This is a genomic window from Pseudomonas emilianonis (assembly GCF_023072625.1).
Classification (GTDB): Bacteria; Pseudomonadota; Gammaproteobacteria; order Pseudomonadales; family Pseudomonadaceae; genus Aquipseudomonas; species Aquipseudomonas paraveronii.
In genome coordinates this window covers 1-21,669 of the sequence record NZ_JAKNRV010000052.1, presented here as the reverse complement: position 1 = coordinate 21,669, position 21,669 = coordinate 1, and the positions used below count along the sequence as shown (strand labels likewise).

Here is a 21,669-nt window from a genome sequence, read left to right as displayed (position 1 = left end):
AACCGGTGGCTGTAGCGCCGCCACCGCCTGCGCCCGTGGTGGTCCCGCCGCCGCTCAAACCCACACTCGACCCGCAGGTCCAGGCGCAAAAACTGGAGAAGGCTGCCTTGGCGCGTAAACGGGTCGAGGAAAAACAACTTGAGCGGCAACAGGAACGCTTGGCCACCGAACAGCGCAACCGCGAGCTGGAGCTGGCGCAACAACGGCTGAACCAGGAACGGCTGGCCGCTGAAAAAACGCGAGTCGCCACACCCGCTCCGGCCCCGGCGTTCGACAGTCGCCAATACCTGCCGCTGAGCAAAGAAGCACCGGAGTACCCCGAACGCGCCCTGGATAAAAACATCGAAGGCGATTGCTCGGTGGAATACACCGTCAACCCCCAGGGCCGCGTGGAAAACCCCAAGGTGCTGGACGGCTGTCACCCGCTGTTTATCCGGCCGTCACTGGCGGCGGCGAATACGTTCCGCTACCAGCCGAGGATCGTTGAAGGCAGGGCGGTTGCTGTGCCGGCGGTGCGTAATACCTTTCACTACCGCATCCAGTAGGGACCGGCGCCGGCCCGGCCCTTGATCGTGGACTTCTGATTCGCCGCCCGCCGCGGTTGCAGGTCGGCGGCCGGCGATCGTCAAAGGCTTCGCTTACCTCCGCCTGGAGAAGGGAGCGGTGCGCAGTTCACGTTATGTCCATTGCATTGGGTGGCGTGTCGGTCTGTCTTGGCGAGCCCGCAGGATCAGGTACGAAAGCGCCCCACCAGCCCGCTCAGTTCGGCGGCCAACTGTGACAGTGCATGGCTTGCCGCGTTGGTCTGCAAGGCGCCCGCTGCCGATTGCGCCGACAGGTCGCGGATCGCCACGAGGTTGCTGTCCACCTCACGGGCAACCTGGGCTTGCTCTTCGGCTGCACTGGCAATCACCAAGTTGCGCTCATTGATCTGGCCGATGGCGGCGAAGATATCCTCCAGCACTACCCCCGACGCCTGCGTGATCTCCAGCGTGCCTTGCGCCCGCGCTGTGCTGCTGCGCATCGAATCCACCGCCTGTTCGGCAGTGCTCTGCACGCTCGCAATCATCTGCTCGATCTCGCGGGTCGACTCCTGAGTGCGGTAGGCGAGGGTGCGCACCTCGTCGGCCACGACCGCAAACCCCCGACCGGCTTCACCCGCCCGGGCGGCTTCGATCGCTGCGTTGAGGGCCAGCAGGTTGGTCTGTTCCGAGACGGCTCGGATCACGTCCAGCACCTTGCCGATGTTGCGCACCTCATCGGCGAGGTGCTGGATACGTTCGGCGCTGCCTTGAATCTCGGCGGTCATCGATTGCGTACCGTTGATGTTCTCGCGTACCTGCTGACGGCTTTTTTCTGACAGCGTATTGGAGGCGGTGGCCGCTTGCGAAGTAGACACCGCGTTGCGCGCTACTTCTTCGACCGCACTGGTCATCTGGTTAACGGCGGTCGCGGCCTGTTCGAGCTGCATGTCCTGCTGCTGGAGGCCGCGGTTGCTTTCTTCGGTGACGGCGTTGAGTTCTTCAGCGGCCGAGGCCAACTGCGTGGCTGAGTCAGCGATCTGGATCAGTGTTTCACGCTGGCTGGCCTGCATGCGTTGGAGCTCAAGGAACAACTCGCCAATTTCGTTGCGGCCAGGCGAGACGACCTCGCGGGTCAAATCGCCCCCGGCAATGCGCTTGAAGTGCTCGCCGGCCGCGCGCAATGGGCGCAGGACGGTGCCCGAGATGAATATCCAGCAGACGACGGCAAGCGCCAGGGTCAGCAGGATCAAGGCAATGGCCAGGGTTTGCGAAGTCTGTAGCCGCGCAGCCGCCTCGGTGTTGATCTCCTGAGTACGGGCATCCAATGCGCCGACCAGCTTCATGCGAATGTCCTGGAGTTTGGTCATGCTGTTGCCGGCATCGATGTTGACTTGAAAATACTGTTCGGCGGAGCGTGCGCGAGCGGCGGCGCGCTGACCGACGATGGCCGTGCCGTATTCGGCGAACGCACGCTTGAGATCTTCAGCGAGGGCCTTCAACTTCGGGTCACGCAAGTCTGTGGTAGAGGCATTGACCTTGGCGATGGCTTCACTCCAGATCGCCTCGCTGCGAACCAGCCTGGCTTCAGCGTCATCGAAACGCCCGCCGACGGTCTCGATGAACGCCGAGGACACGTTGGCGCTGGTACGGATTGCCAGCAGCAACGCATTGTTGATGCCGTCGATTTGTCGCGAGGTACGCCCCAACTCGTCAATCTGATCGTAACTGAGTACCGCCGACCGCCAGCCGTTAAGGGTCGAAAACAACAGTGCAATGGCGAACAGCAGTAGCACCCCGATCATGCCGGTGCGAATTTTTAGATGGGCAAACATGGGAGTACTCCGCGGACCACTTGATTGATATTGATCGAACTATCCGCATTCATCCCCGGAACTTAAATGGCAGAAGTGGAAACCCGTTCGATTATCGAACCAAGCGTTCAAGGGGCACGGGTGCGCGGGCTGCGTGGGGTTTGCGACGCAGCCGTTTCACCCGCTTCACTGACAAGCCGTATGGCATGCCCGCAAGGCTTCAATCCAGCAGGCGACTGACCTCCCGCAGACGCACGTAGGTGCTGCGTGCGGGGTTGCAAGGGCTTTAGTCTGACCGTAGATAACGTTGTATTTTTCCCAGGCCTGCGGTCAGATGGGCGCGGAAAATTAGTGGGTCAGGTTGGTCACTCATGCGCGCAGAACTCGCACACTATGGCGGTATTACCGTCATGATTCCGGCCGCGCTGGTCATCGCTGTATGGCTGCGCTATTCGTCGCCGCAGGCGTTCAGGTGGTGGGTAGTCACCGTCACTTGCACTTATTCAATCGTGGCGTTCAGCAAGTTGCTGTTCAAGGGGTGGGGCGTTTCGTTTCAACACCTTGATATTGCCGTGCTCAGTGGCCACGCCATGAACACGTGCCTGATGGTCACCGTGGCAATGAGTTTGATTGCACGCCAGTTCAACCTGGCCTTTCGCTGGCCGGCGGCGCTCGCCGGACTAATCGCCACCGGCTGGTTCAGTGCTTATTGTGTCGCGCCGTATATTCACCCTCTGAACGAGGCGCTGGCGGGCGGGTTATTGGGCGCTGTGGCTGCGCTGGCTTTCTTGTGGCGAATAGACGTCGCGCCGGTCAATGTGCCGCCGTCGCTGATCGGCGCTGGGCTCGTGGTCGTGTTATTGAGTGCGCTGGCGCCCAAGTACAACGCCGAGCGCCTGCTTAACCATTTAGCCGTCAGCGTCTCGGGGGCGCAACACGCCCATCAGGAGCCCGCGTGGCGCGCCTTAACTGGCCGTACAGGTTCACGAGTGCCCCTCGGCGCTGAAGATGTTCGCCAGTAACTCGTCGGTCTTGGCTTGCATGAAATGGCGGTCGCCACGGCTTTCTACGCACAGGCATACGGACAGGGGATTACTGACTTGCAACTTGAAGCGCCAGTCAGCGAAGACCATGGACAGTCCGGAGCCGGACTCGTCGAAGTCTAAAGAGTTGCCGGCATATAACACGTGCATACGCTCAACTACAGTTGTCGAGTTGTCGACGTTGAGATGAATGTTTCCCGAAGAAGGGAATAGGCCAATACGCTCTACGAGTAACTTTGAACTTTTCATGGCCGTGCCCCGTCGCTATGTTCAGAGGGCACTTTATTATGAAGAAGAACAAAAGTAAGCGAATGTTATTTTTAGTCAGTCAATGCAGTTATTGTTATTTATTGTCCTGCTCGATAGATGGTCGCCCTCTGTCAGCTGTGATCATAATTAAAGGGTCGTAAGTTATCTATTCTTGGAAGTTTGAGATAAGGCAGTCCCTTTGCCGATTTATTACTGTGCGGTGTGTGGGAGGTTGCCTTGTTCAAAAAAGTTTTGATCGTGTGTATTGGCAATATTTGCCGCAGTCCCACTGCGCAACAACTGCTGGGGGCCGCCCTTCATTCATCCGGTATCAAGGTGAGTTCGGCGGGCCTGGCGGCTTTGTCTGATCACCCGATGGAGCCCACGGCAGACGAAGTCCTGCAAGAGCATGGGCATGCTCCCCAAACGCACAGGGCTCGGCAACTGAGCGTCGAGGCCGTGAGCGAGGCTGATCTGATTCTGGTGATGGAAAGGCATCACATCGACGGCGTACTCAACCTCGCTCCCGAGGCCCGGGGCAAAGTGTTCCTGCTGGGCAAGTGGCAGCAAGAGCTTGAAATCAGGGACCCGTATCGACAGGGAAAGCCGGCCTTTGTGCAGGCCTATGCCTTGATTGAGCAGGCGGCACACGCCTGGGCACAGCGCTTGGCGCGATGACGCCCCTTTTAACGATTACAAGGACGAAGACTCGATTTATGTATTCACCCCAGAACGCCTCTGCTGACAATCCGCACCGTGACGAGATCGATGTACTCGGCATGCTGGGCACCCTGATCGATCACAAATGGTTGATCGCTGGAGTCACCGGTACCTGCATGTTGATCGGCGCAGCCTACGCAGTCCTGGCGTCTCCGGTTTACCAGGCCAACGCCTTGATCCAAGTGGAACCGAAGAAAAACGACATGCTCGGTTTCTCCGATGTGAGTAGTTTGTTGGGCAAGGAATCACCGGCGGTGACTGAGATCGAGCTGATCAAGTCGCGCACGATCATTGGCAAGACGGTCGATACCTTGAAGTTGGACATTACCATCACCCCCCAGCACTTCCCGTTGATCGGCGGTTTTCTTGCCCGGCGCTATGTGCCACAAACCCCGGGCGATATTGCGTCGCCGCTGTTCGGCATCAGCCGCTATAACGCCGGTGGTGAGCGCCTGAGTCTGGCGACGCTGAAGCTGCCGGCCGCATTGTTGGGTACCACACTGGTGCTGGTGGCCGGAGATGACCAAAGCTATCAACTGTTTGACGAGGACGGCGGGCAGATCGCTGCGGGCCGCGTCGGCGAGCCGTTCGCCGAGGATGGCGTGGAGGTGCTGGTCGAAGCCCTGCGGGCTAACCCGGGTGCGCGCTTCAAGATTGTACGCAAACCACGCCTGGACGCAGTGGCTGACTATCAGGACCTGCTCAATGTGGTGGAGCGCGGTAAGGAATCGGGGATCATCAGCCTATCGCTGGAGAGCACTCACCCGGCCTTGGCGGTGCGCACGCTGAATGAAATTTCCAACCTGTATGTGCGCCAGAATGTTGACCGCACTTCAGCCGAGGCGGCGCAGAGCCTGGCGTTCCTCAATGATCAATTGCCACAGGTGCGCCGCGACTTGGAGAAGGCTGAAAGCGCGCTGAATCGCTTTCAGACCCGTAGCAAATCCATCGACATTAGTCTCGAAGCCAAGGCCGTGCTCGATCAGGTGGTTGCCCTGGACACCGGGATCTCCGAACTCAAGCTGCAACAGGCCGAAATGGACCGCAAGTTCACTCGTCAACATCCGGCCTATCGCGCGTTATTGGCCAAGCTTGATGAGCTCAACGGCAAGCAGGCGCAATTGACCAAGCGGATCGAAGGTCTGCCCAGCACCCAGCAAGAACTGTTGAGCCTGACCCGGGATGTGCAGGTGGGCACCGAGATTTATACCCAACTGCTCAATCGTTCCCAGGAACTGGATGTAATGCGGGCCGGCACCGTGGGCAACGTGCGCTTGATCGACAGCGCCGACGCAAACATCAGCAAGCCCGTTGAGCCGCGCAAGGTCATTGTGGTGCTGCTGGCGATGCTGCTCGGTGGCATGTTTTCGGTGGGACTGGTGCTGGTGCGCAGCCTGCTCAATCGTGGCTTGGAAAACCCCGATGACATCGAGAAGCTCGGCTTGCCGGTATATGCCTCAATCCCATTTAGCCCGTTGCAAAAGACCGAGGAAATCCGTGCCCTCAAGGGCCGCTCAGCGATGCCGCCGCTACTGGCCCTGAATCATCCTAATGATCTGGTCATGGAGGCGATGCGCAGCCTGCGCACCAGCCTGCATTTCGCGATGCTGGAGGCGAAGGACAATCGCCTGATGATTTCGGGCCCCAGCCCGGAGGTGGGCAAGACGTTTGTCTCGGCGAACCTGGCTGCGGTGGTGGCCCAGTCCGGGCAGCGGGTACTGCTGATCGATGCGGATATGCGCAAGGGCTATATGCACAAAATGCTCGGCACTACCGCGCAAAACGGTTTGTCGGATCTGTTGGTCAAACGGTGCCAATTGCAGGAGGCGATTCAAAAAACCGGTTTGGAACTGTTCGATTTCATCGGGCGCGGGCAGATTCCGCCCAACCCGTCCGAATTGCTGATGCACCCCAATTTTGCTGTGTTGTTGGCCGAGGTCAGCGAGCTGTATGACCTGGTGATCATCGATACGCCGCCATTGCTGGCGGTGACGGACGCCGCCATCGTCGGGCGTCAATCCGGTACAAGCCTGCTGGTGACCCGTTTTGGCGTCAACTCGGCGAAGGAAGTCGAGTTGACCCTACGGCGCTTCCATCAGAACGGTATCGAGCTCAAGGGCGCAATTTTCAATGGTGTGGAAAAACGCCGCTCTGCCAGTTACGGCTACGGCGACTACGGCTACTACCACTATGCCTACCACTCTGACAAAGCCTGACGACTTATGAGCAAGGTTCTTGAGAAGCCGCTGCTGGTGCAACGTTCGTTGTCGAGCCGGTTTCGCCTCAATGTTTTGAGCTATGGCTACACCCAGTTGGTGACACTGGCGGCGCAGTTGGTACTGGTGCCGTTCTTCCTGCACGCCTGGGGGACTGGGCGTTATGCCGATTGGTTGGTACTCACCGGTATTCCGTCGATGCTCAGCCTGCTGGACCTGGGTGTTGCCCAAGCCTCGGCCACCCGCGCTACGGTGCGCGCAAGCCAAGGGGATGTGCCAGGTGCGCGGCGCAGTGTGCAGACCGCGTTGGCATTTACCCTGGTGGTGGTTGCGCTGGTATCGCTGTTCGCTTTGACCTTGGGCCGGTGGATCGACTGGGTCGGGTTACTGAAGCTCAAGAGCCTCGACCCTGGCCAGGCAAGCCTGGTGGTGGTGTGCATGTCCGGTTACCTGTGTACGCGTTTATTGGGTGGGCCGATCGAAGCATGGTTCCGGGTGATCGACAAAACCGTCGGCGGTGTCTTTATCATGGCCAATCGCAGAACGCTGGATATCGTGCTGTCGATTCTCATCCTGATGCTGGGCGGTACCGAGCTGCAGTTGGCCCAAGGCATGTTCTTCAGCCAAGTGCTGTTCCTGGTGTTAGTGACGCTGTTTGTGCGACGTATTTCGCCCTGGCCGCTGCTTGGATTGGCGTCGGCCTCCTGGGCAGAGTTTCGCGGCATTTGGAAACCCGCCTTGGGCAGCGCAGCCATCCCGCTGGCGCAGTTGATCACCCTGCAAGGCGGTTTGCAGCTGCTGAACCAGATCGCCGGCCCAGGCGTGGTGGTGGGTTACACCATGGCACGTACCTTGATGCGGCTGATCATCCAGTTGGGCATCACCTGCAGCAATGCGCTGACCCCTGAAATCTCGCGCCTGGCCGGGCGCGGTCAGTTTGAGGAGGCTCGGCGCTTTACCCAGCGCGCCAGTTCTCTGGTACTGGGTGTGTGCGTGCTGGTTTACGGCGCCGGTATCTGGGCCGGCCCGCAAATTATTACGCTGTGGAGCCATGGTTTGGTGCAGATCGACCGGGTGTCATTGGCGCTGATCGGCTCCCATACAATTTTGAACGTGGCCTGGTTCATTCTCGCGGCAATGTTGATCTCCACTAATCGTCACACCCGTACATCGGTGATTTACGCCCTGAGCAGCTTGGCGGTGTTGCTGTTGTGGATGCTGTGCATCGACCGGATTGACCCGTTGTTGGGAGCTTCGCTGTTGCTGTCGCTGCCGGAGCTGGTGGTGCTGGTGTACCTGCGGTTGATCAGTAAGGTGCAGTTCGCTGGGGAGGTGTGCCCATGATGTTGTCCCAGGCGCGCCTGACCCTGTACCTGCCGCTGACGTTTTTCGCCTTGCCGTTGGCGTTGAGCAATAACCTGTCGCAGCCCTTGGCATTGCTGCTGCTATTGCCCTTTGTGGTGTATGCGGCGCGCGGATTCACCCGGGCAGCGGCTTTGCTGGCGCTCGTGGTCGGCGCCAGCATCCTGCAGGTGCTGGTGTCCAGCGGCTCGAAAATTTCCTTGTATCAATTTTTGCGTTCCGGCATCCCGTTTCTCTATTTTGTGCTGCTGTTGGCCGGCTATCGCTATGCGCTGGCCAACGTGGAGAAAATCGCACGCGCCCACAGCGTCAGCTATCGCCGCATCATCGAGCGGGCGATCTACATTTTTGCCCTGGGTCAGTTGCTGCAAGTGAGCCTGTATGGCGTCGGCATTGATCTTACCAACGCGGCCTCCAAGTCCAGCGACGAGGTGGGCAGGATCATGCTGTTTCCCACCAGTTCGGCCGTGCTGCTGTTTTTCTACGCCTGTTGCCAGCGCAAGATCGCGTTGATGCTGATCCTCGCGGTGACACTGCTGGCGGCGGGTTCCAAGACCATCCTGGCGGCAATGGCGGTAATGATCCTGTTATCGGCGATCACCCAGCGCAAGCTCAAATCCCTTGCGGTGCTGGTAGTGGCCATCGGTGCCTTGGGCACGCTTACGTTTTATGCCAGCCCCCTGGCGGTGTCGCGTTTTGCCGCGTATCTGTTTGAGGAGAAGGGCGAGGACGTCACCCGTGCCTTCGAGATCTCTCATGCCAAGGCGTCCTTTCTGGAGAACCCGGCCACGGTGTTTCTCGGCAATGGCCTGGCGAAGCAATTGACGCCGGGGGTACCCACCAATGACGAGCGTTGGTTCGAGAATTCCAAGTTCGATATCGAGAACGGATATTGGGGCGTACTCGCGAAGTTGGGCGTGGTGGGGGTCGTGCTGTTTGGCCTGCTATTCAGCACCTTGCCACGCAACCCAGTGTCGCTGGCGGTGGGGGCGATCCTGCTGATCTTCTCGTTCAAGACCAGTTACCAGTTTTTCACCACGTTTGACGGCAGCTATCTGCTGGTGTGGTCGATATTCATCGGTCTGCTCAATAACGCAGCACCTGCGCGCCAGGCCTTTGTCCTGCCTATACCCCCTACACATTCCTCGTTAAAACAGGCTGGATCATGAGCGCATCTGTACGCCCCGTCAGGGCCGGGATACTGACGTACCATTTCAGTGAGAACTTCGGCGCTGTGTTGCAAGCCTATGCGTTACAGCGCTGGCTGCAGCAACAGGGCTTGCAGGTCAGTTTGATCAACTACCATCCGGCTTACGTCGAAGACGGCAGCGAGCTCAAACAACTGCTGAATCCACGTCACTTCAAGGGCAATCTCAAGGCGCTGTACTTGAAAACCCTGTCTTTGAAAACCTGGGTGTTTGGGGCTAACGCTCAATCTCGTCAGTTTGAGGCGTTCAAGGCGCGCTTCCTGAATATCGACGGGCCGCGCTATACCCGTGCAGATCAGCTCAACCAAGCGGTCCGCAACCAGCAGTTGTTGGTGGCAGGCAGTGATCAGATTTGGAACCCTTCGGGCCAGACGGGCCTGGACCCTGCGTATTTTCTTGCTTTCGATTGCGACAAGGCGATTCGGCGCATCTCTTACGCCGCGAGCTTTGGCAAGGAGTACCTGGAGCCTGAGTACCATGCGAAAGCCGAGGTGCTGCTCAAGCAACTGTCAGCGGTCAGCGTGCGTGAAGAGAGCGGGGTGGCAATTGTCCAGCAAGTTTCGGGGCTGGCGGCCCAGTGTGTGCCCGACCCGACGCTGCTGCACCGCGATTACTCGGCGTTGCTGGCCACGTCCACGCAGACCCGCAGCGGCCATGTGTTCTGTTATGCGTTGCGTACCGGCGTCGGTGTCAGGGAGGTCGCTCAGGCGTTGTCCCAGCACGTCGCCGGGCCGATTGTTTCGCCCTATAACGCGCACCGGCGCTGGCGGCAGATCGGCCAGACCGTGCAAGTAGGGCCGCAGGACTGGCTCAAGTTGTTGAAGGAGTCGGCGTATGTGGTGACCAACTCTTTTCACGCGACAGTGTTCGCGATCATTTTCGAGAAGCCGTTTATTGCCGTCGGTTTGCCGGGCAGCAAGGCCTCGCTCAACGCTCGCGTGTGCAACCTGCTGGCAAAGCTGGAACTGTCCCAGCGCTTTTTGCCGGCGGACAACGCCGATCAGGTGCAGCGCTTGATCGCTGCGCCGATTGACTGGGTCGCGGTGCGCGCCCGGCGCCAGGCGTTGCAGCAAGTGGGCGAGCGCTATTTGTTGGAACAACTCGCGGCGATCAAGTCATGAGTGGCTTTGAACGCCTGAAGTATGTGGACACCTTGCCCCGCAGCGACAAGGCTCGGCGCCTGGTCTGGGGCGTGGTGTATCGGTTGCTGTTTCGCCCTACGCCACGGTGGATGCTGCATGGCTGGCGGTGTTTTCTGCTGCGCTGTTTCGGCGCCAGGATCGGTGTTGGTTGCCGCATCGCACCCACCTGCTGCATCTGGGCACCGTGGAACCTTGAAGTCGGTGACTTTACGGCCATCGCCGATGGAGTGGATGTGTACGCCATGGCCAGGATCACCATTGGATCAAAAGTCGCCATCAGCCAACGCAGCTTTTTATGCACGGGCACCCATGACACTCGCAGCCTGCTGCGGCCGCTGGTGACTCGGGCGATCGTCATCAAGGACCACGTATGGGTTGCCGCCGAGTCCTTCATCCATCCGGGTTGCGTGGTGGGCGAGGGCTGTGTGGTTGGCGCGCGCTCGGTGGTCACCACCGACTTACCGGCCTGGATGATTTGCGTCGGTGCGCCCTGCCGCTCCATCAAACCGAGAGACATCGCACAATGAAACAGGTAAAGCGCATGATGGATAAGACATGGAAGTTGATGTTTTTTTTCAGCGAGTTTTTTCGCGACATGTACACGTTTATTCGCCACAACGGGTATTCGCCGTTGGCGAGCCGCAACAAGAAGTTGTTTTACAAAATCCTGATTGAAACCCACACCGTTGAAAAAGGCCTGTCGCTCAAGGAGCCCAAGCCGCTGTTCGGCAAGGATAAGATCAACGGTATCATTCATATGCTCAACGAGTACGACCGCACCTACTCTTCGTTACCACTGGAAATGGCGCTGGGCGCCTTCCAGGGTTATCTCGACCTGCATCGCACCCTGGGTTTGAGCGATGACTTCCTGTTTTACCTGGATGCTTATGTCGAGCATCTCAAGCGCGATGGCACCTCGGGCAATGGCGGCACCAAGCGCGCCGCGCCGTGGCTGGGCAATGGCGGGCTTGACGCCAAGGCGTTCCTGGAGTCGCGCTCCAGTTGCAGGATGTTCCAGCCCGGCAAGCTAGACAGCCGCTTGCTGACCTCGCTGGTGGAGCTGGCGCAGTCGGCGCCGTCGCAATGCAACCGCCAGTCGTCGCGGGTGCATGTCTACCAGGACCGCGCGGTGATTGCGCAATTGCTTGAGCTGCAAGGCGGATCGCGCGGCTTTGCGCATTCCGTGGACAACCTGTTCGTGGTCACCTCGGAAGTGACTGCCTGGGGCGGTGCCGGCCAGCGTAACCAGCTATATGTCGACGGTGCATTGTTTTCCATGGGCCTGCTGCTGGCGTGTCATGCCAATGGGCTGGGCGCTTGCCCGTTGAACCTGGCGATCCTGAACACGGTGGAAAAGAAAATCTGCAGCGTGGGCGGTATCGAAGCCAGCGAGCGGTTGATCATGATGATCGCGGTGGGCAAACCCCTGGAAAGCCACTTCCGGGCCGCGCGTTCGCCACGGCGTCTGACCGCCGAAATTCTGCAACTGCACGGTGGCTGATATGAAACGCGAAACCGTCAGTGTGATCATCCTCACCTACAACGAAAGCCTGCATATCGCCCGTGCGATCGAATCGGTGCGCGCCTTCAGCGACGAAGTGCTGGTGGTCGACTCGTTCTCCAGCGACGACACCTGCGAGATCGCCCGGCGCCACGGTGCCCTGGTGGTGCAGCACGCGTTCGTCAACCAGGCCAAGCAGTTCCAGTGGGCGCTGGATAACTTGCCGGTCACCGGTAACTGGACGATGCGCCTGGATGCCGATGAAATCATCGAGGCCGACCTGGCCGCGCAGATCAACACGCGGCTACCGACGCTGGACAAGGACATCACCGGCATCAACTTCAAGCGCAAGCATATTTTCATGGGCCGCTGGGTGCGTCATGGCGGCCGCTATCCGTTGCAGATGCTGCGGCTATGGCGCACGGGGCAGGGGCGCATCGAAGATCGCTGGATGGACGAGCACATCTCGGTGGCCGAGGGCCGCACCATCACCCTGGAAGGCGGGTTTGCCGATCACAACCTGCATGACTTGACGTTCTTCACCCACAAGCACAACCAGTACGCGACCCGGGAAGCGATTGAGATCATCAACTCGCGCCTGGCGCTATTTGCGGTGCGCCATGAATTGAATGAGGGGCACAGTTCGTTCCAGGCCAGGCTCAAGCGCCTGGTTAAAAACCGTGTGTATAACCGCGTGCCGTTTACCTTGAGTTCGACCGCGTACTTCCTCTGGCGCTACTTCATTCAACTGGGTTTTCTCGATGGCCGCAGCGGCCTGGTTTATCACGTGCTCCAAGGTTACTGGTACCGCTTTCTGGTGGGCGCCAAGGTGCTTGAACTGGAAACTGCGATTGCTCACTTACACGACAAGGACGCAATTATCCGCGAACTTTCAACGTTGACCGGACATAACTTGACGCTGCCCACACCGAAGTAACTGACCGTTTTTAACAAACACCCAAGTTCGGGTGTCGGCCTTCGTTCGCCTATTATTTGGGAGATAGACATGAAAAAAGTCGCGCTTATTACCGGGGTTACCGGGCAGGATGGTTCTTACCTGGCGGAACTGTTGCTGGAAAAAGGCTACGTGGTGCATGGCTTGAAACGCCGCTCTTCGTCGTTCAATACCCAGCGCATCGATCACATTTACCAAGACCCCCAAGCCCCGCATAAAAACCTGATCCTGCACTATGGCGACCTGGCGGATGCGTCCAACCTGACGCGCATCATCCAGCAGATCCAGCCGGACGAAATCTATAACCTCGGCGCCCAATCCCACGTGGCCGTCAGCTTCGATTCGCCGGAATACACCGCCGATGTGGATGCCCTCGGCACCTTGCGCATCCTCGAGGCGATCCGCCTGCTCGGCCTGGAAAAGAAGACCCGTTTCTACCAGGCCTCCACGTCCGAATTGTACGGTTTGGTGCAGGAAACCCCGCAAAAGGAAACCACGCCGTTCTATCCGCGTTCGCCCTATGCCGTGGCCAAGCTGTACGCCTACTGGATCACCGTGAATTTCCGCGAAGCCTACGGGCTGTATGCCTGCAACGGCATCCTGTTCAACCACGAATCGCCGCGTCGTGGCGAAACCTTCGTCACCCGCAAGATCACCCGCGCCTTGACCAACATCGCCCTGGGCCTGGAGCAATGCCTGTACATGGGCAACATGGACGCCTTGCGTGACTGGGGCCACGCCAAGGACTACGTGCGCATGCAATGGATGATGCTGCAACAGGACAACCCCGAGGACTTCGTGATTGCCACCGGCGTGCAGTATTCGGTGCGCGACTTCATTCGTTGGTCGGCGGCGGAGTTGGGGGTGCGCTTGCGCTTTGTCGGGGAGGGCGTGGAAGAAGTCGGGGTGGTCGAGCACATCGACGGCGACCAGGCGCCCGGCATGCTGGTGGGCGACGTGATTGTGCGAGTGGACCCGCGCTACTTCCGCCCGGCGGAAGTCGAGACGCTGCTGGGCGACCCGTCCAAGGCCAAGCAGAAACTGGGCTGGGTACCGGAAATCAGCGCCCAGCAGATGTGTGCGGAGATGGTGCGTGAAGACCTGAAAATCGCGCGGCGCCATGCGTTGCTGCGCCTGCACGGCCACGATGCGCCGATTGCCGTGGAGAACTGAGCATGGCACGTGATCTGAACGCGCGGATCTTTGTCGCCGGCCATCGCGGCATGGTCGGCTCGGCCATCGTGCGCCGCCTCTGGGCCTTGGGTTATACCCAGATCCTCACCGCCAGCCGTGATGAACTGGACCTGTTGGACCCGGCGGCGGTGCAGGCGTATTTCGCCGAACAACGGGTCGACCAGGTGTACCTGGCAGCGGCCAAGGTCGGTGGGATTCATGCCAACGCCACGTACCCGGCCGATTTCATCTACCAGAACCTGATGATCCAGGCCAATGTGATTCACGCCGCACACACTCATGGGGTGTTCAAGTTGTTGTTCCTCGGCTCATCGTGCATTTACCCGGTGCTCGCCGCCCAGCCGATGACCGAGCCGGCGCTGCTCTCGGGCGCGCTGGAGCCGACCAACGAACCCTACGCCGTGGCCAAGATCGCCGGCATCAAACTGTGCGAAAGCTACAGCCGCCAGCACGGGCGCGATTACCGCAGTGTGATGCCGACCAACCTGTACGGCCCGGGCGACAACTACCACCCGCACAACAGCCATGTGATCGCCGGCTTGCTGCGCCGTTTCCATGAGGCGGTGCAGCGCGGTGATGAAGAGGTGCTGATCTGGGGCAGCGGCGCGCCACGGCGCGAGTTCCTGCATGTGGATGACATGGCGGCCGCCAGCGTGCATGTGATGGAGCTCAGCCAGGAGCGCTATGGCGAACACACCGAGCCTATGCGCTCCCACGTCAACGTCGGCACCGGCGTGGATTGCACCATCCGCGAACTGGCCGAGGCGCTGGCCCGGGTCACGAGCTTCAAGGGGCGTTTACGTTTCGACACCAGCAAGCCCGACGGGGCGCCGCGCAAGTTGCTCGATGTCAGCCGTATCAACGCCCTCGGCTGGGAAGCCTACGTGCCGTTGGAAGAGGGCCTGCGCGATGCCTACAACGCGTATCGCGCTGCCCTCGAACAGCCTCGGGGCCAGTGATGAAGATCCTCTTGTATGGCATCAACTACAGCCCCGAGCTGACCGGCATCGGCAAGTACAGCGGTGAACAGGCGCGTTGGCTGGCCAGCAAGGGCCACGAGGTGCGGGTGGTCACGGCGCCGCCGTATTACCCGCAATGGCAGGTCAGCGAGGGCTACTCGGCGTTGCGTTTTCGCACCGAGCAGGTCGACGGCGTGACCGTGGTGCGCTGCCCGTTGTATGTGCCGCGCAAGCCCACGGCGCTGAAGCGCTTGCTGCACCTGATCAGTTTTTCCGCCAGCTCGTGCCTGGCGGTATTGGGGCAACTGCGCTGGAAGCCGGACCTGGTCATCCTGGTGGTGCCCACCTTGTTCTGCGCGCCCCAGGCGTTGCTGTTGGCCAGGCTGTGTGGCGCCAAGTCGGTGCTGCATGTCCAGGATTATGAAGTCGATGCGATGTTTGGCCTGGGCCTGGGCGGCAGCCCTTTATTGCGGCGACTGGCGTGGGGTGTGGAGCGCGGGTTGCTGCGGCGCTTTGATCGGGTCTCGACAATATCCAGCGGCATGCTCGATAAGGCCGCCGGCAAGGGCGTCGAGGCACAGCGCCTGCTGTTCTTTCCCAACTGGTCGGAGACCGAGCGTTTCCTCGATGTGCCGCGCAACAGCGGGCTGCTGGAACGGCTCGGCGTGCCAGCGGGAAAACGGGTGCTGTTGTACTCGGGCAACATCGGCGAGAAGCAGGGGCTCGAACTGATCCTCGATGCCGCCCAGGCCCACGCCCATCGCCCGGAGCTGGTGTTTCTGATCGTCGGCCAGGGCGCCGGCAAGGCCCGTCTGCTGCAGCGCGTAGAGCGCGAGGGCTTGCACAACGTGGTCTTCGCCCCGTTACAGGCCTATGAAGACTTGCCTGCGCTACTGGCCTCGGCGGACGTCCATTTGGTGATCCAGAAACGCGGCGCGGCGGATTCGGTATTGCCCTCCAAGCTGACCAACATTCTGGCCGTCGGCGGTAATGCAATCATCACCGCCGACCCCGAAACCACCCTTGGTCGTTTGTGCGATGAGCATCCGGGCATTGCCGTGCTGGTCGAACCCGAATCGGTCACCGCCCTGAATGAAGGGATCGAGCGGGTGCTGGCATTGCCGGCGCACAACGCGGTGGCGTTGAACTACGCCGCAGAATTTCTCGATAAAGAACGCATTCTCCAACGCTTCCTGGCACAGGTTTGACGCTTATGTGGCTTGATTTACCGACCTTCAATACGGTCGTGGCATCGACGCCGTTGGTGGCCATCGACTTGGTCGTGAGCAAACCCAGCGGCGATACGTTGCTGGGCTTGCGGATCAATCGGCCGGCCTATGGCTTCTGGTTCGTCCCCGGTGGGCGTATCCAGAAAAACGAAACCCTGGACAACGCCTTCCGCCGCCTGACCCGCGAAGAACTGGGCTGTACCTTTGAACGCGCCGATGCGCGGCTGCTGGGCGTGTTCGAGCACTTCTACGACGACAGCGTCTTCGCCAACACCGGGAGCGGCCCGGACACCCACTATGTGGTGCTGAGTTATTGCCTGACCCTCGCCGAGGATCAGGTGCTGGAACCGCCCACCGAGCAGCATCGGCACTACCGCTGGTGGTCGCTCGATGAGCTGCGCTACAGCCCACGTGTACACGAGAACACCCGTGCCTATTTCTGACCCTCTATCGAAGGACGCCTTCATGTTATTACCGGTGATCTTGGCGGGAGGTTCGGGTTCGCGCCTGTGGCCGCTCTCGCGGCAACTTAACCCCAAGCAGTTCTTGCGCCTGACCCATAAAAACCTGTCGATGTTGCAGCAGACCATCGGCCGCCTGGAGGGCGCGGATGTCGCCTTGCCGCAAGTGATCTGCAATGAGCAGCACCGTTTTCTGGTGGCCGAGCAATTGCGTCAATTGGGCATGGAGCAGGCGCGCATCCTGCTGGAACCCATGGGGCGCAATACGGCGCCGGCGATTGCGTTGGCGGCCTGCAAGGCGGTCGACGAGTCCCAGGACCCGATCCTGCTGGTGCTGGCGGCGGATCATCTGATTGAAGATGTTCCTGCGTTTCATGCCAGCCTTGCGGTGGCGCTGCCCCTGGCCGAGGCCGGCAAGCTGGTGACGTTCGGCATCACGCCGACCTGCGCGCACACCGGATATGGCTATATCGAACAGGGCGCGGCGGTGGGCGAGGGCGGGTACGCCGTGAAGCGTTTCGTCGAGAAGCCGGACGCCGCCACCGCTGCCGACTACGTGGCGCGGGGCGATCATTACTGGAACAGCGGCATGTTCATGTTCCGTGCCAGCCGTTACCTGGACGCCTTGGCACGCTTTCAGCCGGCGATTCTCGCGGCCTGTCGTGCGGCGTTGGCCGCTGGCAGCCAGGATCAGCTGTTCACCCGGGTCGATGAGGCGCTATTCGCCGCCTGCCCGGACGACTCCATCGATTATGCCGTGATGGAAAAAACCAGCGACGCGATCATGGTGCCGTTGCAGGCCGGTTGGAGTGATATCGGCTCCTGGTCGGCGTTATGGGAAGCCAGCGAGAAGACCGACGGCGGCAACGTGCTGCAGGGCGATGTGCTGCAACTGGATACCCGCGATACCTACGTGAACGCCGACAGCCGCCTGGTCGCGACGGTGGGTGTGCAGGACCTGATCATCGTCGAAACCAAGGACGCGGTGCTGGTGGCGCACAAGGACCAGGTGCAGCAGGTCAAGGGCATTGTCGACCAACTCAAGCGCGACGGGCGTCATGAACACCTCAACCATCGTGAGGTCTACCGGCCCTGGGGCATGTATGACGCCATCGACAGCGGCCACCGCTACCAGGTCAAGCGCATCACCGTGAAGCCCGGCGCCAAGCTCTCGGTGCAGATGCATCATCACCGTGCAGAGCACTGGATCGTGGTCAGCGGTACGGCCAAGGTCACCAATGGCGAACAGACGTATCTGGTCTCGGAAAACCAATCGACCTACATCCCGATTGGCCAGGTGCATGCGTTGGAAAACCCAGGCGTGATTGCGTTGGAGTTGATCGAGGTGCAATCGGGTTCTTATCTGGGCGAGGACGATATTGTGCGCTTTGAAGACAAGTACGGCAGGGCCTGAGGTTTTCCGACAATTAATAACATTTGCCCCAATGTTAAATTGCCAGCCTTGTTAACTTCGCGACCTCAATGTGTTGATACACGGGGGCTGGCATCGAGAAATGTTATTTTCGAATGAATACGTTCAACTTGCCGGGTAATGGCCGGGTTGGAGTATGGCTGGTGCGCTGTTTACTTGAGTGGCACTATCAGGGCGTACTTCAGTGGCACACGCTCGTTTGCTGAATACTCACTATCGATAAGGAGTCTGATATGAGAAAACAACTGGCTATTATTGTGCTCAGTCTTTTGAGTACTTCTGCCATGTCTGCCGAGTTGCCGCTTGGTCTGAGTACCGCAGTGGTGGGGTCTGTGACGGTGGGGGAAACCCTGCTGGTCGGCACGGCACTGGTAGCGGGCGTCGCCGCCGCTTCCAGCAGCGGTGGCAGCTCCAACGGTGGTACTACCACAGGCACTACAGGCACCACAGGTACCACCGGTACCGGCAACTAATAGAACGCCTTCCGCTTTATAAGACTGCTTGGAAACCCCGCCCAAGTAGTCTTTTTTTCTTGTCGTTTATCGCGAGTGTCTTAGCCCTATGATGCGTATTTTTTCTGTGGCGGTCGTGGCCTCCGCATTGTTACAAGGCTGCATGTTTGCGCCCGGTCAATATATGGATACCGAGGCAATGACCAAGGAGGGCGGTGCAGAAAGCAGTCGCGTGGAGTTGATCCCGATTACGCCAAAGTTGCTGGCCATGGACGCAGCGACTCAAGTGTCTTATGCGCTTCCCAAAGAACTGCTCGATTATAAACCCGGCCCCTATTTGATCGGCCCAAATGATGCGTTGTACATCACGGTCTGGGATCATCCGGAGTTGACCGCGCCTTCCGGTCCGCAGCAGCAAATTGACGCCAACGGGCGTCTGGTCAACCCCGACGGCAATCTGTTCTACCCCTATGTGGGCGAAGTGGCTGCCAAGGGCCGCACCCTTACGGCGTTGCGCAGCGAAATCAGCGACAAGCTACGTCAGTACATCGACAGCCCCCAGGTCGATATCAGTGTGCTGCGGTTTGCCAGCCAGAGAGTGGTGATCACCGGGGCAGTGCTCAAGGCCGGGCCTGTACCTATCACCACCATCCCGATGAGCGTCATGGAGGCTATCGGTGCGTCCGGCGTCGATCCGATCAATGCCGACCTCTCGAACCTCACGCTGACCCGCGACGGCAAGCGATACACACTCGACCTCGACATGTTGAATCTCAACCCGTCGCGCTTGAACGATATCTACCTCAAGGACGGCGACCAGTTGTACCTGCCCTACAACGACCGCAAGCGCATCTATGTGATGGGCGAGGTCATGCAGCCCCGCGCGCTGAGTTTCAAGACACGCAGCATGAACCTCTCGGATGTGTTGGGCTCGGTGGGCGGCATCAACCAGAACACCTCGAACGCCGATGCGATCTACGTGATCCGCGGTGCGCAGAACCTGGACGCACAACCGGCCAAGGTCTTCCATCTGCAAGCCGGTTCCGCAGCGGCCATGGCCCTGGCCACGCGCTTCGATGTGCAGCCACAGGACGTGGTGTTTGTCGGCCCCGCCAATATCACCCGCTGGAACCGGGTCATCAGTCAGTTGTTACCTTCTGCCTCGATCATCGGCACCGGTGCTTCCACCCAAAACAACCTGAGCGAAGCCAACAGCCGATAAGGGTGGAACCAGCGTGGACAGTGTGAAAATCGGTATTTACGTGTGTCTTGCGTGGCTGTTGTGCGGCTGCAATCCACTGATGCAGGCCTCGCTCGATACCTTCAAGGCGGCCGTCGTCGGGCCTGCGCCATTGGCGCTGAGCCAGGCCCAGGTGGACGCCGTGCCGTTTCCCCAGATCAAGGTGACCACGGTGTCCAGCGAAGGGGTGATGGCGATGATTCGCCAGCGCGATGACCTGCAGTTTTGGGTCGCCTCCGGCAAACAGGTGCTGTTGATGCGCGATGGCCTGGTAGTGCGCACCGTTGGCCTGGGCACTGATCTGGATGGCACGCGCTGGCAGGGGCAGTCGCCGTTCCGGCAGGGGCTGCACCGCGTGCCGGACGGCTACCGCAGCAGCCGGCAGATCGACTTGGTGGAGGGCTATCGCGTCGGCATCACCGTCACCAGCCGCCTGACCCGCGAAGGCATGGAGACGCTCGAGATCCTCGACAAGCCTTACGCCTTGCTGCGCGTCGATGAAGACATCGAAGCCGAGGCCCTGGGGTTTCGTGCGCGCAACCGTTATTGGGTCGACCCCACTGATGGCTTCATCGTGCAAAGCGCGCGGACTTGAGCCGCGCCGACACGCGCATCACCACCAATCAGGAAATGCGCGTATGCGCCAATGCCGTGGCCCTGCGCCGGGATGTCGGCCTGGCGCTGGGCCGCCAGATGCATGTGTCGGCCTACGGCATGCTCGGTTATGCACTGCTGACGAGTGCCACCTTCGGTGACGCTTTGCGCCTGGCGCTGCGGTATCCGGCGCTTCTGGGAACACTTTTCGAACTGAGCCTGGAGGCGGACGGCGAGCGCGTCTGGTTCACCGCCAGTGACTATCGGGAAAACCCGGCCATGCAGATGTTCAACGTCGAACTGTGCCTGGCCTCGCTGAAGGTGATCTGCGACGACCTGCTCGGCCAGCCCCTGGCGCTGCTTGGCGCGCGCTTTGAATACAACGCGCCGGACTATCGGGCACGCTACAGCGAGTGTTTCGCCTGCCCGCTGCAGTTTGACGCCAGCACCAACGCGTTCGCCTTCGACAAGCACTGGCTCGACCAGCCCCTGCCGCTGGCCGACGCCGTGACTCACCAGGCCATGGCCGAGCGTTGCCGCAAGCAGAACCAGGAGTTCACCGGCCGCCAGGCGTGGCTGGGCAGAATCCGCCAGTTGCTCGCCAGCCAACTCGGCGCCGCGCCGGGGATTGAAGGCCTGGCCGCGCAGATGAACTGTTCACCGCGCACCCTGCGCCGGCACTTGCATGACCTGGGGTGCAGCTATCAGGAACTGCTCGACGAACTGCGCTTCGAGCGGGCCAAGCAATGGCTGGCCACGGATGAATTGCCGATCTACCGCATCGCCGAGCAACTGGGGTTCAGCGAAACCGCCAGTTTCCGGCATGCCTTTGTGCGCTGGAGCGGCGTGGCGCCGAGCCAATTTCGCGCATGACGCCCCATTAATGGGCGAATTGCGGACACACAATTTGGCCCGATTTATCCCCTTTTGGCCGCTCCTGCCGTTCTCATAAAGCGCGTCGCCCGCAAGACTGCAGGCACCGATACCGCCTGCGGAGAACAACAACATGCTGACGATCTACTCGGACGATCACCACCTGCACCACGGCCGTTGTGAACTGATGGACGGGCAACTGATGCCCTGCTTTGAAATGCCCTCGCGCGCCGACCACGTACTGCAACGGGTCAAAGCGCGTGGGCTGGGCCCGGTCCTTGCGCCGCAGGACTTTGGCCTGGCGCCGCTTGAACGTGTGCACAGCCGCGACTACCTGGACTTCTTCCAAGGTGCCTGGCAACGCTGGAGCGCATTCGGCGAGGACGGCGACCTGATGCCCTACACCTGGCCCGCCCGCACCTTGCGCCGCGTGTTACCCACCAGCCTGCACGGCCAGCTCGGTTACTACAGCTTCGACGGCGGCGCACCGATTACCGCCGGTAC

At 60.2% G+C, this 21,669-nt stretch carries 20 protein-coding genes and 2 pseudogenes; 20 read left to right on the top strand and 2 right to left on the bottom strand.

Features of this window, described 5'->3' with window-relative positions; genetic code table 11:
- Window positions 1-545 (top strand): energy transducer TonB (locus L9Z73_RS08490; RefSeq protein ID WP_247398607.1); only part of this gene is annotated, 545 nt, incomplete at its 5' end.
- A gap of 185 nt (window positions 546-730) precedes the next feature.
- Here L9Z73_RS08490 and L9Z73_RS08485 read toward each other — a convergent pair.
- Complete coding sequence (locus L9Z73_RS08485) at window positions 731-2,356, bottom strand: methyl-accepting chemotaxis protein (RefSeq protein ID WP_247398605.1); 1,626 nt, start codon at window positions 2,354-2,356, stop codon at window positions 731-733.
- A 350-nt stretch (window positions 2,357-2,706) separates the two neighbouring features.
- Here L9Z73_RS08485 and L9Z73_RS08480 point away from each other — a divergent pair, with 350 nt between their 5' ends.
- Complete coding sequence (locus L9Z73_RS08480; protein WP_247398601.1) at window positions 2,707-3,357, top strand: hypothetical protein; 651 nt, start codon at window positions 2,707-2,709, stop codon at window positions 3,355-3,357.
- Here L9Z73_RS08480 and L9Z73_RS08475 read toward each other — a convergent pair.
- Window positions 3,319-3,528, bottom strand: coding sequence for a phosphomannomutase (locus tag L9Z73_RS08475; RefSeq protein ID WP_247398598.1), 210 nt, complete (start codon window positions 3,526-3,528; stop codon window positions 3,319-3,321). The genes L9Z73_RS08480 and L9Z73_RS08475 overlap by 39 nt on opposite strands.
- Window positions 3,529-3,864: 336 nt before the next feature.
- Here L9Z73_RS08475 and L9Z73_RS08470 point away from each other — a divergent pair, with 336 nt between their 5' ends.
- The 18 genes and pseudogenes from L9Z73_RS08470 to L9Z73_RS08385 form a co-directional block, all read left to right on the top strand.
- Window positions 3,865-4,305 (top strand): low molecular weight protein-tyrosine-phosphatase, encoded by a 441-nt coding sequence (locus tag L9Z73_RS08470; RefSeq protein WP_247398609.1) that lies wholly within the window; start codon window positions 3,865-3,867, stop codon window positions 4,303-4,305.
- 38 nt (window positions 4,306-4,343) lie between these two features.
- Entirely contained in the window at window positions 4,344-6,563 is a 2,220-nt protein-coding gene (locus L9Z73_RS08465) for a polysaccharide biosynthesis tyrosine autokinase (protein WP_247398595.1), read from the top strand.
- 6 nt (window positions 6,564-6,569) lie between these two features.
- Window positions 6,570-7,907 (top strand): lipopolysaccharide biosynthesis protein, encoded by a 1,338-nt coding sequence (locus L9Z73_RS08460; protein ID WP_247398593.1) that lies wholly within the window; start codon window positions 6,570-6,572, stop codon window positions 7,905-7,907.
- A complete protein-coding gene (locus tag L9Z73_RS08455) occupies window positions 7,904-9,094 on the top strand; it encodes an O-antigen ligase family protein (protein WP_247398590.1) in 1,191 nt (396 codons plus the stop codon). The genes L9Z73_RS08460 and L9Z73_RS08455 overlap by 4 nt, the downstream gene beginning before the upstream one ends.
- Complete coding sequence (locus L9Z73_RS08450) at window positions 9,091-10,254, top strand: polysaccharide pyruvyl transferase family protein (RefSeq protein ID WP_247398587.1); 1,164 nt, start codon at window positions 9,091-9,093, stop codon at window positions 10,252-10,254. The genes L9Z73_RS08455 and L9Z73_RS08450 overlap by 4 nt, the downstream gene beginning before the upstream one ends.
- Window positions 10,251-10,802: a putative colanic acid biosynthesis acetyltransferase gene (locus L9Z73_RS08445; protein WP_247398584.1), complete on the top strand. Its 552-nt coding sequence runs from the start codon at window positions 10,251-10,253 to the stop codon at window positions 10,800-10,802. Before L9Z73_RS08450 ends, L9Z73_RS08445 begins: the two co-directional genes overlap by 4 nt.
- A gap of 14 nt (window positions 10,803-10,816) precedes the next feature.
- On the top strand, window positions 10,817-11,776 hold the full coding sequence (locus L9Z73_RS08440) for a nitroreductase family protein (protein WP_247398581.1): 960 nt from the start codon (window positions 10,817-10,819) through the stop codon (window positions 11,774-11,776).
- Window position 11,777: 1 nt separating this feature from the next.
- The gene (locus L9Z73_RS08435) at window positions 11,778-12,713 is read left to right on the top strand and encodes a glycosyltransferase family 2 protein (protein ID WP_247398579.1); all 936 of its coding nucleotides are present in this window, start codon (window positions 11,778-11,780) and stop codon (window positions 12,711-12,713) included.
- Window positions 12,714-12,782: 69 nt separating this feature from the next.
- Window positions 12,783-13,904, top strand: a complete 1,122-nt coding sequence (gene gmd / locus L9Z73_RS08430; protein WP_247398576.1) for a GDP-mannose 4,6-dehydratase — start codon at window positions 12,783-12,785, stop codon at window positions 13,902-13,904.
- A 2-nt stretch (window positions 13,905-13,906) separates the two neighbouring features.
- Window positions 13,907-14,884: a GDP-L-fucose synthase gene (gene fcl / locus L9Z73_RS08425; RefSeq protein WP_247398573.1), complete on the top strand. Its 978-nt coding sequence runs from the start codon at window positions 13,907-13,909 to the stop codon at window positions 14,882-14,884.
- Window positions 14,884-16,092, top strand: a complete 1,209-nt coding sequence (locus L9Z73_RS08420) for a glycosyltransferase WbuB (RefSeq protein WP_247398571.1) — start codon at window positions 14,884-14,886, stop codon at window positions 16,090-16,092. The genes fcl and L9Z73_RS08420 overlap by 1 nt, the downstream gene beginning before the upstream one ends.
- 5 nt (window positions 16,093-16,097) lie before the next feature.
- Window positions 16,098-16,556 (top strand): GDP-mannose mannosyl hydrolase, encoded by a 459-nt coding sequence (locus L9Z73_RS08415; protein ID WP_247398568.1) that lies wholly within the window; start codon window positions 16,098-16,100, stop codon window positions 16,554-16,556.
- 22 nt (window positions 16,557-16,578) lie between these two features.
- The gene (locus L9Z73_RS08410; RefSeq protein ID WP_247398565.1) at window positions 16,579-17,988 is read left to right on the top strand and encodes a mannose-1-phosphate guanylyltransferase/mannose-6-phosphate isomerase; all 1,410 of its coding nucleotides are present in this window, start codon (window positions 16,579-16,581) and stop codon (window positions 17,986-17,988) included.
- Window positions 17,989-18,239: 251 nt separating this feature from the next.
- Entirely contained in the window at window positions 18,240-18,479 is a 240-nt protein-coding gene (locus L9Z73_RS08405) for a hypothetical protein (RefSeq protein WP_247398562.1), read from the top strand.
- 88 nt (window positions 18,480-18,567) lie between these two features.
- Window positions 18,568-19,680 (top strand): polysaccharide biosynthesis/export family protein, encoded by a 1,113-nt coding sequence (locus tag L9Z73_RS08400; protein WP_247398547.1) that lies wholly within the window; start codon window positions 18,568-18,570, stop codon window positions 19,678-19,680.
- Window positions 19,681-19,693: 13 nt separating this feature from the next.
- A complete protein-coding gene (locus L9Z73_RS08395) occupies window positions 19,694-20,293 on the top strand; it encodes a YjbF family lipoprotein (protein WP_247398536.1) in 600 nt (199 codons plus the stop codon).
- A pseudogene (locus L9Z73_RS08390) lies at window positions 20,284-21,165 on the top strand (AraC family transcriptional regulator); the annotation flags it as partial. The gene L9Z73_RS08395 and the pseudogene L9Z73_RS08390, both read left to right, overlap by 10 nt.
- A 133-nt stretch (window positions 21,166-21,298) precedes the next feature.
- Window positions 21,299-21,669: pseudogene (locus tag L9Z73_RS08385) on the top strand (histone deacetylase family protein); the annotation flags it as partial.

Excerpts from the sequence above, each read along its gene's own strand:
- L9Z73_RS08420 (WP_247398571.1), top strand. The coding sequence starts at position 14,884 with ATGAAGATCCTCTTGTATGGCATCAACTACAGCCCCGAGCTGACCGGC.
- L9Z73_RS08485 (WP_247398605.1), bottom strand. The coding sequence starts at position 2,356 with ATGTTTGCCCATCTAAAAATTCGCACCGGCATGATCGGGGTGCTACTG.
- L9Z73_RS08410 (WP_247398565.1), top strand. The coding sequence starts at position 16,579 with ATGTTATTACCGGTGATCTTGGCGGGAGGTTCGGGTTCGCGCCTGTGG.
- L9Z73_RS08445 (WP_247398584.1), top strand. The coding sequence starts at position 10,251 with ATGAGTGGCTTTGAACGCCTGAAGTATGTGGACACCTTGCCCCGCAGC.
- gmd (WP_247398576.1), top strand. The coding sequence starts at position 12,783 with ATGAAAAAAGTCGCGCTTATTACCGGGGTTACCGGGCAGGATGGTTCT.
- L9Z73_RS08405 (WP_247398562.1), top strand. The coding sequence starts at position 18,240 with ATGAGAAAACAACTGGCTATTATTGTGCTCAGTCTTTTGAGTACTTCT.
- L9Z73_RS08475 (WP_247398598.1), bottom strand. The coding sequence starts at position 3,528 with ATGCACGTGTTATATGCCGGCAACTCTTTAGACTTCGACGAGTCCGGC.
- L9Z73_RS08465 (WP_247398595.1), top strand. The coding sequence starts at position 4,344 with ATGTATTCACCCCAGAACGCCTCTGCTGACAATCCGCACCGTGACGAG.
- L9Z73_RS08460 (WP_247398593.1), top strand. The coding sequence starts at position 6,570 with ATGAGCAAGGTTCTTGAGAAGCCGCTGCTGGTGCAACGTTCGTTGTCG.
- L9Z73_RS08435 (WP_247398579.1), top strand. The coding sequence starts at position 11,778 with ATGAAACGCGAAACCGTCAGTGTGATCATCCTCACCTACAACGAAAGC.
- L9Z73_RS08400 (WP_247398547.1), top strand. The coding sequence starts at position 18,568 with ATGATGCGTATTTTTTCTGTGGCGGTCGTGGCCTCCGCATTGTTACAA.
- L9Z73_RS08440 (WP_247398581.1), top strand. The coding sequence starts at position 10,817 with ATGATGGATAAGACATGGAAGTTGATGTTTTTTTTCAGCGAGTTTTTT.
- L9Z73_RS08480 (WP_247398601.1), top strand. The coding sequence starts at position 2,707 with ATGCGCGCAGAACTCGCACACTATGGCGGTATTACCGTCATGATTCCG.
- fcl (WP_247398573.1), top strand. The coding sequence starts at position 13,907 with ATGGCACGTGATCTGAACGCGCGGATCTTTGTCGCCGGCCATCGCGGC.
- L9Z73_RS08450 (WP_247398587.1), top strand. The coding sequence starts at position 9,091 with ATGAGCGCATCTGTACGCCCCGTCAGGGCCGGGATACTGACGTACCAT.
- L9Z73_RS08455 (WP_247398590.1), top strand. The coding sequence starts at position 7,904 with ATGATGTTGTCCCAGGCGCGCCTGACCCTGTACCTGCCGCTGACGTTT.
- L9Z73_RS08415 (WP_247398568.1), top strand. The coding sequence starts at position 16,098 with ATGTGGCTTGATTTACCGACCTTCAATACGGTCGTGGCATCGACGCCG.